We start from the raw sequence: 12,173 nt of genomic DNA on the forward strand, positions 1-12,173 counted from the left end.
CTTCGATTGGGTTGGCCGGGTTGGCCGTGGTGGTCGGGGTGGCCGGGGTGGCCGGGGTGGGGTGGCCGGGCTGGGTTGCGCTTGGTCGCGTCCGGTTCGTTCGCGGTGTTGCCGGGCTCAGCGAACTTAGGAGCGTGGGGTGTTGGGGCGCGTCGGCCGCGGCACCGACATCGGGCCCTCCCCGCGAACGACCCGGCCGAGGGGTCATCCCTGCGACGTACGCCTGCCGGACAGTGCTCCGGTCGCACAGGCGGACGCGGAACCGGGCAGGGAGCCACACAATGAGCCGATGGAGACGGAGGACCGCCGCAGCAGGTACCGGCAACTGCGCGACGCGCTACGGCCGGAGAGGAAACCGGCCCCGCTGTCGCGGCGGTCGGTGTACGCCGATGTGGTGCTGGCGGTCGTGCTGACCGTCGTCGCGCTGATCGTGGCGGCGCGCTATCCCGGCGACGGACCGGTACGCATCAACCCCACGACCGGGTACGGGACCGAGCCGCCGCTCCCACCACGACCCCCCGTGGTCGGCCCAGGCCCCGGCCCTCTGGTGGAGGAGCCCACCGCCGTGCCCTGGCCCGTGGTCGTCGTGTCGGCGCTGCCGCTCGTGGCCAGGCGACGGTTTCCGCTGGCCACGTTCGGGGTCGTGCTGGGCGCGGCACTGGCCATCGGCGAGGACGCCTCCTGGATCAACGTGCTGACCTGCGTCATCGGTGCCTACAGCGCGGTCATGTACAGCCGTTATCGGGCGGGGGCGATGGCCGGGCTGGTCGCGGCCGCCGTGCTGGCGGGCGTCGCGTTCCGCGAGACGGAGCCGGTGTTCCCGGGCTGGTCGAGCCCGGCGGTGGTGCTGCTGATAGCCGGGGTGCTGGCCGGTTTCGTCCGCATCGGGCGGCGGCGGCTGGCGGCGAGCCGGGACCGGTTCACCCAGCTCCAGCAGGCACAGGAGGAGGCCATGCGCCGGGCCGTCGAGGAGGAACGCGCCCGCATAGCAGCGGAGTTGCACGACGTCGTGACCCACAATGTCAGCGTGATGGTGATCCAGGCGGGCGCGGCCCGCAAGGTGATGGACGCGGCGCCGGAGCGGTCGAAGGAGGCACTGCTGGCGGTCGAGGCCGGTGGCCGGGCCGCCATGGCCGAACTCCGGCACGTGATGGGACTGCTCGCGGGACCGGACACGGGCCGCCCCGACAGCCCCGCCGACGGCCTCGAACCGCAGCCCGGTCTCGCACACCTCGACGCCCTGATCGAACGCGTACGCGCCGCTGGGACACCGGTCGCCGTCGCGGTGTCCCTGCCACCTCAGCCGCTGCCTCCCGGGGTGGACCTCGCGGCGTACCGCGTGGTGCAGGAGGCACTGACCAACACGATCAAACACGCGCCGGGCGCCGAAGCCTCCGTCACGATCGGTCACACCGACGACTGCCTGGAGATCGAGGTCACCGACACCGGTGCCGCGTACGACTCCCCTTCGCTGGACGGGAACGGAGCTGCCGGCGGCAACGGCAACGGCAACGGCAACGGCCGCGGGCTGATCGGGCTGCGCGAGCGGCTGACGGTCTACGGCGGCGACCTGACGGCCGGGCCGACCCTCACCGGCGGATACCGGATCACGGCACGATTCCCGTGGCGGACCGCGTGACCGGGCCGCCCCTGCGCGCGGTCATCGCCGACGACCAGGCCCTGGTCCGTACGGGCTTCGGGATGATCCTCGCCGCCGACGGCATCGAGGTGACGGCGGAGGCGGCCGACGGGGCGGAGGCCGTCGCCGCCGTCCGGCGCACCCGGCCCGACGTCGTCCTCATGGACATTCGGATGCCGCGCATGGACGGCATCGAGGCGACCCGCCGGATCCTCGCCGACGACGGCGCGGACGGTATCCGGGTCATCATCCTCACCACGTACGACCTCGACCACTACGTCTACGCGGCGCTCACCGCCGGTGCCAGCGGCTTCCTGCTCAAGGACGTCACGCCCGAGCATCTGGTGGCCGCCGTCCGCCTGGTCCAGTCCGGTGACGCGCTGCTCGCACCCGCCATCACCCGCCGGCTGATCGAACGCTTCGCCCATCGCGAGGAGCCCCGGCCGCCGACACTCCACCGCGACCTGTCCGGCCTGACCCCACGCGAACTGGAGGTGCTCCGCCTGCTCGCGACGGGCCTCAGCAACGCCGAACTCGCGGACCGCCTGTTCCTCAGCCCCACCACGGTCAAGACCCACATCGGCCGCATCCTCTCGAAGCTGGACCTCCGCGACCGCGTCCAGGCCGTCGTCCTGGCCTATGAGACCGGACTGATCGCTCCCGGAGGCCCGACGCCCGACACGGGCTGAAGCCCTTGAGACGGGCTGACGCCCTGGCCCTGGCCCTGGCCCGGGCCCCGGCCTCGGCCTCCGGCAGTTCCGGCGTCGCCCGGCCCGCCGTCCTCATCCCTCCAGAAGCTTGGTGAACGGGGTGACCGGGCGTTCAAGCCGCTCCCCGTCGACCGTGATGTCGACGGCCTCGTTGAAGAAGGCCACGCGGTCCTTGATCACGCCCACCGCCGAGAGAGGGTCGGGATAGCTCCACGCGATGTTCGGCGGTACGTCCCCGCCGGGCCACGACCAGTAGTCGGTCGCCACGCCCTTGTAGGGGCAGCGGGTCGTGAGGTCGCTGGGCGTGAACAGATCGAGGCGTACGTCCTCGCGTGGGATGTAGTACCGCACGGGCAGACCGGTCTCGAAGAGGAGGATCGGCGCGTGGGTGTCCGCGACGGCCGTGCCGTCGATCTCGACCTGGACATGCCGCGAACTGGGCAGCGCGTCCACCCGTTTGTGCGGGTCACGCGGATGGACGAAGATCTCCTCGTCCTCCTCGTACCAGTGATCGAGCACCTCGCGCCCGAACCACTCGAACGAGATGTACGAGCCCAACTCCTCGCCGGGGTAGGTCCACGCGGCGCCGGCGATGACCTCACCGCCGATGTCGAGGTCGTAGAAGCGTGTCGTACCGGCGTGCGGCCGCCCGGCGGACTTCTCCGTCTCCCGCAACAGATCCGTACGCACGTCCTCACGTGGGAACGCGTACAACGGCACCGGCCGACCGGGCTCCCACACCAGAACCGGCCGTCGGCTGTCGACAACGGTGACATCACCCTTCGTCCCGCGTACCCAGCGCTCGCTGGGCTCCCACAGGAGGCTGTCGGCGGGGCCAGGTGGGTGACGCAGTACCGGGACGTTCTGTGAACTGTTGCCGGGGGAGTTCATGACTGCCTCCTTGCCGAACATGGGGCGTCGAACGTGTGGCTCGGGCCGGGCACACGGTGCCTCGGAGGGCAGCCTAGACGCCGACCTCGGCCCCGCCGTCGACCGTAGACGGAGGTGTCGTGATCACTCTCACGCCGGCCTCGTGCAGGGCCGTGCAGGTCGCATCGACCGCCGACGCGGTGGTGATGAGCACGTCCAGGTCCTCCGGGCCGCAGATCTTCACCATGCCGCTTCCGGGGAACTTGGTCCGGTCGGCCAGCAGCGCCACCTTGTCGCCGGCGGCGATCATGGCGCGCCTGGCGGGAACCTCGGCGACGGTGGTGTCCATGACCTGGCCGCCGGAGCGTACGCCGCAGGCGCCCATGAAGGTCCAGTCGGCGTGCACCTGGCGGAGGTTGTCCTCGGCCATGAAGCCGTCCAGCATGCGTGACTCGCGTATGACCATGCCGCCGAGCAGCATCAGGGCAATGTTCTCCTCCGCGGTGAGTTCTTCGTACACGGCGAGGCTGTTGGTGATCACGGTGAGCCGGCGCCCGTGCAGTCGGCGTGCCAGCCGGTGGACGGTCGTGCCGCTGTCGAGGATGACCGACTGGCCGTCCTCGATCAGCTCGGCCGCGCGGGCGGCTATCGCGTCCTTCTCGGCCACCTGGACCTCGGCGGCCTCGTCGAACGGCGCACGGTCCTCCTCGATGACCGCACCGCCGTGCACGCGGCTGAGCAGCCCGTCCCCTTCCAGCTTGAGGAGGTCACGGCGGACGGTCGCCGCACTCACGTCCAGTTGCTCGGAGAGGTCGATCACGGAGGCAGTGCCGCCGGAACGCAGGGCCCGCAGGATGAGTTGGTGTCGTTGTTCAGCCAGCACGCGACGGAACACTACACACCATCACCAGGCGTAATCTGCCTACTTTCCGCTCACTTTTGGCCGACGTCGACGCGCTGCCGCACGACCGTCTCGTTGCCCGCGATCGCCTCCACCACCTCCATGAGAGCCGTGAGGCTGTGGCCGCTGACGAACGCGTCGCAGTACGGGAGCGCGGCGGCCATGCCGCCCGTGCGAGGGGCGAATCCGGGGGTCGCTCTGCGGGGGTTGACCCAGACGATGCGGTGGGCGAGTCGTGCCAGGCGGGCCATTTCGCGGCCCACGGCGCCGGGGTCCTCGCCCTCCCAGCCGTCGGAGAAGATCACCACGACGGCGCCGCGGGCCATGCCCCGGCGGCCGAACCGGTTGGTGAACTCGCCCAGCGCGTGGCCGATGCGGGTTCCGCCCGACCAGTCGGGCGCGGTGGCGCCCGCTCGGCGCAGCGCGGCGTTCACGCCGGACGGACCCGTGTGCCGCAGCACGGGGGTCAGCCGGGTGAGGCGGGTCGCGAAGACGAACGCCTCGGCCGCCGCACCGGCCGCCGCTCGTGGAAAGAGCCGCAGGTAGGCCCGTGTGTACGGCTCCATGGAACGGGAGATGTCGCACAGCAGCACCAGCCGTCGCCGCCGCAGACGGTGGCGGCTGCGCGCCAGCACCACCGCCTCGCCGCCGGTGCGCTGTCCAGCGCGCAACGTACGGCGCAGGTCGATGCGGCGGCCCCGATGGTCGGTCTCCTGGCGGCGGCCTCGGCGCATGGGCGCCTTCAGCGTCAACAGGGCCAGGAGGCGGTTGAGTTCGGCCAGTTCGCCGGGTTCGAGGGCGGCGAAGTCCTTGTGCGCGAGGACTTCGGCCGCACTGCCCGCCGTCGGCAGCTCCTCGGTCCGCCGGTCCTTGTCGGGGGCCTGGGTACGGTCGCGGTCCGATGCCTGGCCGAAGGCGCCGTGGGGCAGGGGAGCGCGGGTGGGGTCCGGGCCGAGACCGGAGAGCGGCGGGAGCCGCCCGGGTTCGGGTTCGGCGCCCGGCGCGGGCTCGGACGTGCCATCAGCCCTGCGAACGGCCACCGAGCGTCGCCCGCCCGCGAACACCGCGTCGAAGACCCGGTCGAACGGCTCGATCTGCTCGCGATCCGTCACGAACGCCAGCCGTGCCGCCCAGTACAGCCCCGTACGGTCCACCGGCGGCAGCAGACGCAGCGCCTGAAGGCACCGCACCGACCGCTCCGGGGTCACCGTCACCCCGGCGCGTCGCAGTTCCTCGCCGAGCCGGGCGCCGAACTCGGCCCGGTCGAAGAGCGGAACCGCCGCCGCGGTCACGGCTGCCGGCCCGCGACCAGCCAGTCCAGGCCGCGCTCGCGCACCAGCTCCTGGTCCTCCCGGTACTTCAGCAGGGAGCCGAGCGTGCGCCCGGCACTGCCGGCGTCGAGACGGGGTACGCCGAGCAGGTTCAGCGCGGAGATCCAGTCGATGGTCTCGGCGACGCCCGGCGCCTTCTGCACCTCCAGTGCGCGCAGGCGCCGTACCGCCGCCGATACCGCCACCGCCAGCTCCCGTGACGTCCCGGGCACCCGGCGGCGCACGATCTCGACGATCCGTTCCGTGTCCGGATAGTCGATCCAGTGGTAGAGGCACCGGCGTTTGAGCGCGTCGTGGAGGTCGCGGGTGCGGTTGGAGGTGAGGAGGACGACGGGCGGCACGGTGGCCCGGACGGTGCCGAGTTCCGGGATGGTCACCGCCGCCTCGGCCAGCACTTCCAGCAGGAACGCCTCGAAGTCGTCGTCCGCGCGGTCGATCTCGTCGATGAGCAGCACGGCGGGCGCGGGGCCGGGATGGGTGAGCGCCGCTAGTACGGGCCGCCGCAGCAGGTACTGCTCGCTGAACAGGTCCGCCTCGCCGAGCTGTTCGTGCCGGGACTCGGCGAGGCGGATGCCGAGCAACTGGCGCGGATAGTTCCACTCGTACAGCGCCTCCGCCGCGTCCAGGCCGTCGTAGCACTGCAGACGGATCAGCGGGCTGCCCAGGATCGCGGCCACCGCCTTGGCCGCCTCGGTCTTGCCGACGCCTGCCTCGCCCTCCAGGAGCAGCGGCTGCGGCAGGCGCAGGGCGAGGAAGAGCGCGGTGGCCAGCCCGTCGTCGGCGAGATACCCCAGCGAGTCCAGCGCGGCCCGCAGACTCTCGACGCCCGGCAGACAGCGCTCGACGTACTCGCTCACGACGCGGCGGCCTCCGCGTAGGGGGCGGGGTCCTGCTCGTACGCCGTACGGCAGCCGGCGCAGCAGAACCAGCGGCGGTCGCCGCCACCCGCGTCGGAGTACGGGGTCCCGTCCGCGACGGCGACCGTCATCCCGCACACGGGGTCGGTGGCTGTCCGCACGGCTTCCTCCGCCTCCGCCTTCACCCCTGCCTTCGCCTCCGCCTCTGCGGAACGGCTGCCCGCCACCTGGATGACCTCCGCCAGGATCGACACCGCGATCTCGCCCGGTGTACGGGCTCCGATCCACAGCCCCGCCGGGGTGCGCACGCGGGCGCGCTGCTCGTCGTCGAGGTCCAGCCCCGCCAGCACCGCGGCGCCCCGCCGGGGACTGGCGACCAGGCCGATGTACGGCACCCCGGCGCGCACCGCCGCGACGAGTACGGGTTCCTCGTCCCGGCCGTGCGAGGCGATCACCACCGCCAGGGTTCCGGACAGGTCGTCCGCGGTGATCCCACCGGTCGGTGTGATCTCGTAACCGAGGGTCGGCCCGAAGGCCGTCAGGGCGCGGGCGATGGGGGAGTCACCGACGACCGTGACGCGCGGCACGGGCCGCAGCGGTTCCAGGAAGATCTCCAACTCACCGCCGGACAGGCAGGGGTTGGCGACACTGACCATGCCCTCCTCCCGCACGCCCGCCGCCGTCTCCTCGGGCGAGATGCGCAGCAACAGGGACTCGCCGCTGCGCAGGGTCCGTAGCGCCTGGGCCCGGACCGTGGCCTCGGCGCAGACACCGCCGACGAAACCCTCGATCCGGCCGTCCGCGAGGACCAGCGCGGTGTCGCCCGGGCGCGCGCTCGCCGGACGACGGGCGCGCACCACGGTGGCCTTCACGAACGGCTCGTGGCGTCCGGTCAGTTCGGCCATGCGTGCCTCAAGTGGGGGTGCGGCAGGGCTCATTGGGGTGCCTCCACCCCGCCCCGGTGCAGCGCGTGCCACACCCGGCTCGGCGTCAGGGGCATGTCGGCGTGACGGACGCCGATCGCGTCGAGGACCGCGTTGACGACGGCAGGCGGCGAACCGACGGTCGCGGACTCGCCGATGCCCTTCGCGCCGATCGGATGGTGCGGGGAGGGGGTGACGGTGTGGTCCAGCTCCCAGGCCGGGACCTCCAGCGCGGTCGGCAGCAGATAGTCCATGAAGGAGCCGGAGAGGCAGTTGCCGTCCTCGTCGAAGCTGATCAACTCCATCAGCGCCATCCCGACCCCGTCGGCCAGCCCGCCGTGCACCTGCCCCTCGATGATCATCGGGTTGATACGGGTCCCGCAGTCGTCCACCGCGATGAAGCGCCGCACCTTCACCGCGCCCGTGCCGGAGTCGACGTCGACCACGCAGACGTACGCGCCGAAGGGGTACGTCAGATTGGGCGGGTTGTAGACGGTCGTCGCCTCCAGGTGCCCTTCCACCCCCTCCGGCAGTTCCAGCGCCCCGTGCGCGGCGAGCGCGATCTCCTGGATCGTCTTCGTCATCGCCGGGTCGCCCGCGACCGACCAACGGCCCTTGGTCCATTCGAGATCGTCGGGAGACACCTCCAGCATGGCCCCGGCGATGATCCGCGCCTTGTCGCGCACTTTGCGCGCGACCACCGCGGCAGCCGCTCCTGATACGGGAGTTGAGCGACTGCCGTACGTACCGAGCCCGAACGGCGTCTGGTCGGTGTCGCCGTGCACGACGTCGATGTCCTCGGGCGGGATGCCCAGTTCCTCGGCGACGATCTGCGCGAACGTCGTCTCGTGGCCCTGCCCCTGTGTCTGCACGCTCAGCCGGACCACCGCCTTGCCGGTCGGGTGGACGCGCAGTTCGCAGCCGTCGGCCATGCCGAGGCCGAGGATGTCCATGTGCTTGCGCGGCCCGGCGCCCACCGTCTCGGTGAAGAACGACAGCCCGATGCCCATGAGTTCGCCCCGGGCCCGCTTCTCGCTCTGCTCCTTGCGCAGCTCCTCGTACCCGGCGAGGTCCAGGGCCTTGCGCAGACAGGCGGGGTAGTCGCCGGAGTCGTACGTCCAGCCGGTCTTGTTCTCGTAGGGGAACTGCTCCGGCCGCAGCAGGTTGCGCATCCTCAACTCGGCCGGATCGGCGTCCAGTTCGGCCGCCAGACAGTCCACCATCCGCTCGATCAGATAGACCGCCTCGGTGACCCGGAAGGAGCAGGCGTACGCGACGCCGCCGGGCGCCTTGTTGGTGTAGACGCCGGTGACCGAGCAGTGCGCGGCCTCGATGTCGTACGAGCCGGTGAAGATGTGGAAGAAGCCGGCCGGGTATTTCGTGGGCTGTGCCGTGGAGTTGAAGGCGCCGTGGTCGGCGAGGACCTTGACCCGTACACCCAGGATCCTGCCGTCCCGGGTCGCGGCGATCTCGCCGGTCATGTGGTAGTCGCGGGCGAAGGAGGTGCTCATCAGGTTCTCGGAGCGGTCCTCCATCCACTTCACGGGCCGCCCGGTGACGATCGAACCGACGACCGCGCACACGTAACCCGGGTAGATGCCGACCTTGTTGCCGAAGCCGCCGCCGATGTCGGGGGAGACGACCCGGATCTTGTGCTCGGGGATGCCGGCCACCATCGCGTAGAGGGTGCGGTGGGCGTGCGGGGCCTGGGTGGTGGAGTAGAGGGTGAGTTTGCCGTCGACCGGGTCCATCGAGGCGACCGCGCCGCACGTCTCCAACGGGGCCGGGTGGACCCGCGGGTAGAGCATCGTCTGCTCGACCACGACGTCGGCCCGCGCGAACACCTCGTCGGTGGCCGCGCTGTCGCCCGCCTCCCAGTCGAAGATGTGGTTGTCCGTACGGCCCTCCAGGTCGTCCCGGATGAGGGGCGCGTCCGCGTCCAGGGCGTGCCGGGCGTTGACGACCGCGTCCAGGGGTTCGTACTCGACGTCGATCAGTTCGATCGCGTCGCGTGCCGCGTAGTGGTCCTCGGCGACGACGAACGCGACCTCCTGCCCCTGGAAACGCACCTTGTCGGTGGCGAGCACGGCCTGGGTGTCCATCGACAGCGTGGGCATCCAGGCGAGGCCCAGGCCCGCGAGCGTCTCGCCGGTGATCACCGCCTTGACCTTGGGGTGGGCCTCGGCTGCCGAGGTGTCGATCGAGACGATCCGGGCGTGCGCGAACGGGCTGCGCAGCACGGCCCCGTGCAGCATGCCGGGCAGCTGGATGTCGTCCACGTAGCGGCCTTTGCCGCGTACGAAGCGCGGGTCCTCCTTGCGCTTCATCCGGCCGAAGCCGATGGGCCGTTCCTGAGGGGCGGAGTCCGGTTCTTCGACGGTGGTCATGTCTGACTCCCCGCGGCCTCCTGGCCGTTCCTCGCCGCCCACTGGATGGACTTGACGATGTTCAGATAGCCGGTGCACCGGCACAGCTGGCCGGAGATGGCCTCCCGGATCTCCTGCTCGGACGGATCCGGGTTGCGGTCCAGGAGCGCCCGGCCGGTGAGCATCATGCCCGGGGTGCAGAACCCGCACTGCAAGCCGTGCTGTTCGATGAATCCCTGCTGTACGGGGTCGAGTTCGGCGCCGTCCGCCAGGTCCTCGACCGTACGGATCTCATGACCGGCCGCCATGACCGCCAGGACCGTACAGCTCTTGACCGGCTCGCCGTCCATCAGGACCACGCACGTACCGCAGTTGCTGGTGTCGCAGCCCCAGTGGGTGCCGGTCAGTTCCAGGTCGTCACGGAGGAAGCGCACGAGCAGATGCCGGGGCTCGACCTCCCGGGTGTGGTCGTCGCCGTTGACGTTGACGGTGATCCGCATGAGTCTCACGTCTCCCTTGCCGTGGACCCGGTGGGCCGCCCGGCCCGGGCGACTGCCCGCCGCAGCGCCCGCCGGGTGAGTTCGCCGGCCAGATGCCGCTTGTACTCGGCGCTGCCCCGGCCGTCCGTCACCGGCGAACAGCTCTCGGACGCCACCCGGGCCGCCTCCTCGTACAGCGCCTCGGACGGTTCGCTGCCGTTCAGCAGCGTCTGGACCGCGTGGAGGTTCAGCGCCCCGGCGCCGACCGCCGCCAGGCCCACGCCCGCGTCGGCGATCCGCCCCTCGCGCAGGGTCAGGGCCACCCCCGCCGCGGCGACGGCCCAGTCCCCGGCCTTGCGCTCGACCTTCTCGTACGCGCTGCCCGCACCCGGCAGGACCGGCAGCCGCACCTCGACCAGCATCTCGCCGACGCCCACGGCCGTTTCGTACGGTCCTTGGTGGAAGTCGGCCATGGAGACGATGCGTTCGCCGCCCGCCCCACGGATGACGGCGCGGGCGTGCAGCGCGCCGCACACCGCGGAGAGGTCCTCCGACGGATCGGCCTGGCAGAGGGAGCCGCCGATCGTGCCCCGGTTGCGGACCGGCGGGTCGGCGATGACCTTCTCCGCGTCGTGGACGAGGGGAAAGTACCGGCCGACCAACTCCGACTCCAACAGCGTGCGGTGCCGGGTGAGGGCGCCGACGCGCAGCTCGTCGCCGACCAGGACGATGTGGTCCAGTTCGTGCAGGTCGTTGATGTCGACGAGGACCTCGGGGGCCGCCAGGCGCAGCTTCATCATCGGCAGCAGACTGTGTCCGCCGGCCACGACCCGCGCCTCCTCGCCGTAGCGCCGCAGCAGTTCCAGCGCCTCGTCCACACTCTGGGCGCGCTGGTAGTCGAACGAAGCGGGTACCTGCACGGCACGCTCCCTCCCGGACAGGCCGCCCGGCACGCGGGTGTGACGCACCGCGCTCGGGAGCCGTCCGTCGATTGAGGACCTGGCCGGTTTCCGGTGGTCCGGGGGAACAATTGCGCGCAGGAAGGGGGCGGTCAACGGCGACTGAAGCGAATGCTTAAGACACCTGGGTACCGGAGGGGGTCCTACCGGTAGAACAGCCGTTGTAATGGCGGACATGACGCTGACTCAGCTCCGCGCATTCGTCACGGTGGCCCGTCTGGGCTCGGTCAAGGGCGCCGCGGAGTCGCTCGGCGTCACCGAGGCGGCGGTCTCCGGTGCGGTCGGCGCGCTCCGCCGTGAACTCGGTGACCTGCTGTTCATCCGGGCCGCCGGCGGGATCAGTCTCACCCCGGGCGGCAGACGCCTCGCCGCCGGAGCCGCCGAGATCGTCGGCCTCGCCGAGGAGACCCGCCACCGGGTCCGCCAGGCCAGCTCGGGCACCGCCCAACTGCGGGTGGCGGCCACCGAAGCCGGGGCCGAACAGGTCCTCCCCGCGCTGCTCGCGGCCTTCGGGCGGCGACAGCCCGACCTGGACGCCGACACCCTCGCCGTACCGGTGGCGGTCTTCGGCGAGTTGCTCCGCGACCGCCGTGCCGATGTCGCGATCGGCCCGGCACCGCGCCCGGAACCGGGCGTCGAGTCGATCCCCTTCCTGCGCTTCCGACTCGTCGTCGTCGCGGCGCCGGACCACCCGCTCAGGCACCGGCAGCGACTGGCCCCCGCCCAACTGGCCCACGAGCCATGGCTGCTGGGCCCTGCCGGACTGGACCCGGACACCCTGTCCGGCGCCTTCCTCGCCCACGTCGGAGTCGAAGCCGCGAAGGCCAAGGCCTTCACCAGCGTCACGGCTTCCCTCAACGCGGTGGCCGGCGGGGCCGGACTGTCCATCGCCTTCCACCACGTCGTACGCGACGAACTGCGGCGCGGGTCACTGGCCGTGCTCGACGTGTGCGGCGCCCGGCTCACCGGCCTGCTGTACGCGAGCGCGCTCACCGGCGAACGGCGCTCGACGACCGCCGCCGCGCTGTGCCGCTTCGTCACGACACCGGCCGCGACGCAGGCGGTGCTGACCCGCTCCAAGGGCGTTCCGATGAACGAGTTCCGACCACCGGTCCACGTCACGATCTGGAGCTGACGG

Annotated in this window: 11 protein-coding genes; 3 read left to right on the forward strand and 8 right to left on the reverse strand. The window is 71.6% G+C overall.

Annotated features, from left to right (window positions below):
• The first annotated feature begins 289 nt into the window (after window positions 1–289).
• On the forward strand, window positions 290–1,639 hold the full coding sequence (locus tag OHA11_RS45405; RefSeq protein WP_266508222.1) for a sensor histidine kinase: 1,350 nt from the start codon (window positions 290–292) through the stop codon (window positions 1,637–1,639).
• Window positions 1,624–2,328, forward strand: coding sequence for a response regulator transcription factor (locus OHA11_RS45410; protein ID WP_266508223.1), 705 nt, complete (start codon window positions 1,624–1,626; stop codon window positions 2,326–2,328). Before OHA11_RS45405 ends, OHA11_RS45410 begins: the two co-directional genes overlap by 16 nt.
• A gap of 93 nt (window positions 2,329–2,421) precedes the next feature.
• On the opposite strand, the gene OHA11_RS45415 is transcribed toward OHA11_RS45410, so the two are convergent.
• From OHA11_RS45415 to OHA11_RS45450, 8 genes are all read right to left on the reverse strand, one after another.
• Window positions 2,422–3,240 carry a DUF427 domain-containing protein gene (locus tag OHA11_RS45415; protein ID WP_266508225.1) on the reverse strand — a complete coding sequence of 273 codons (819 nt, stop codon included), beginning with the start codon at window positions 3,238–3,240 and terminating at the stop codon, window positions 2,422–2,424.
• Between the two features lie 73 nt (window positions 3,241–3,313).
• A complete protein-coding gene (locus OHA11_RS45420) occupies window positions 3,314–4,102 on the reverse strand; it encodes a DeoR/GlpR family DNA-binding transcription regulator (RefSeq protein ID WP_266508226.1) in 789 nt (262 codons plus the stop codon).
• A gap of 50 nt (window positions 4,103–4,152) precedes the next feature.
• The gene (locus tag OHA11_RS45425) at window positions 4,153–5,412 is read right to left on the reverse strand and encodes a VWA domain-containing protein (RefSeq protein ID WP_266508228.1); all 1,260 of its coding nucleotides are present in this window, start codon (window positions 5,410–5,412) and stop codon (window positions 4,153–4,155) included.
• On the reverse strand, window positions 5,409–6,308 hold the full coding sequence (locus OHA11_RS45430) for a MoxR family ATPase (protein WP_266508230.1): 900 nt from the start codon (window positions 6,306–6,308) through the stop codon (window positions 5,409–5,411). Before OHA11_RS45430 ends, OHA11_RS45425 begins: the two co-directional genes overlap by 4 nt.
• Window positions 6,305–7,246: an XdhC family protein gene (locus OHA11_RS45435; RefSeq protein ID WP_266508232.1), complete on the reverse strand. Its 942-nt coding sequence runs from the start codon at window positions 7,244–7,246 to the stop codon at window positions 6,305–6,307. Before OHA11_RS45435 ends, OHA11_RS45430 begins: the two co-directional genes overlap by 4 nt.
• Window positions 7,243–9,618 carry an aerobic carbon-monoxide dehydrogenase large subunit gene (locus OHA11_RS45440; RefSeq protein WP_266508233.1) on the reverse strand — a complete coding sequence of 792 codons (2,376 nt, stop codon included), beginning with the start codon at window positions 9,616–9,618 and terminating at the stop codon, window positions 7,243–7,245. Before OHA11_RS45440 ends, OHA11_RS45435 begins: the two co-directional genes overlap by 4 nt.
• Entirely contained in the window at window positions 9,615–10,097 is a 483-nt protein-coding gene (locus OHA11_RS45445) for a (2Fe-2S)-binding protein (RefSeq protein ID WP_266508234.1), read from the reverse strand. The genes OHA11_RS45440 and OHA11_RS45445 overlap by 4 nt, the downstream gene beginning before the upstream one ends.
• A 5-nt stretch (window positions 10,098–10,102) precedes the next feature.
• Window positions 10,103–10,996 carry a xanthine dehydrogenase family protein subunit M gene (locus tag OHA11_RS45450; protein WP_266508235.1) on the reverse strand — a complete coding sequence of 298 codons (894 nt, stop codon included), beginning with the start codon at window positions 10,994–10,996 and terminating at the stop codon, window positions 10,103–10,105.
• Window positions 10,997–11,210: 214 nt separating this feature from the next.
• Here OHA11_RS45450 and OHA11_RS45455 point away from each other — a divergent pair, with 214 nt between their 5' ends.
• Entirely contained in the window at window positions 11,211–12,170 is a 960-nt protein-coding gene (locus OHA11_RS45455) for a LysR family transcriptional regulator (protein WP_266508237.1), read from the forward strand.
• The last annotated feature ends 3 nt before the right edge of the window (window positions 12,171–12,173 follow it).

Origin of the sequence: Streptomyces sp. NBC_00878 (assembly GCF_026341515.1) — a bacterium.
In the GTDB taxonomy this organism is placed as follows: Bacteria; Actinomycetota; Actinomycetes; order Streptomycetales; family Streptomycetaceae; genus Streptomyces.

Excerpts from the sequence above, each read along its gene's own strand:
- OHA11_RS45445 (WP_266508234.1), bottom strand. The coding sequence starts at position 10,097 with ATGCGGATCACCGTCAACGTCAACGGCGACGACCACACCCGGGAGGTC.
- OHA11_RS45415 (WP_266508225.1), bottom strand. The coding sequence starts at position 3,240 with ATGAACTCCCCCGGCAACAGTTCACAGAACGTCCCGGTACTGCGTCAC.
- OHA11_RS45405 (WP_266508222.1), top strand. The coding sequence starts at position 290 with ATGGAGACGGAGGACCGCCGCAGCAGGTACCGGCAACTGCGCGACGCG.
- OHA11_RS45455 (WP_266508237.1), top strand. The coding sequence starts at position 11,211 with ATGACGCTGACTCAGCTCCGCGCATTCGTCACGGTGGCCCGTCTGGGC.
- OHA11_RS45440 (WP_266508233.1), bottom strand. The coding sequence starts at position 9,618 with ATGACCACCGTCGAAGAACCGGACTCCGCCCCTCAGGAACGGCCCATC.
- OHA11_RS45435 (WP_266508232.1), bottom strand. The coding sequence starts at position 7,246 with ATGAGCCCTGCCGCACCCCCACTTGAGGCACGCATGGCCGAACTGACC.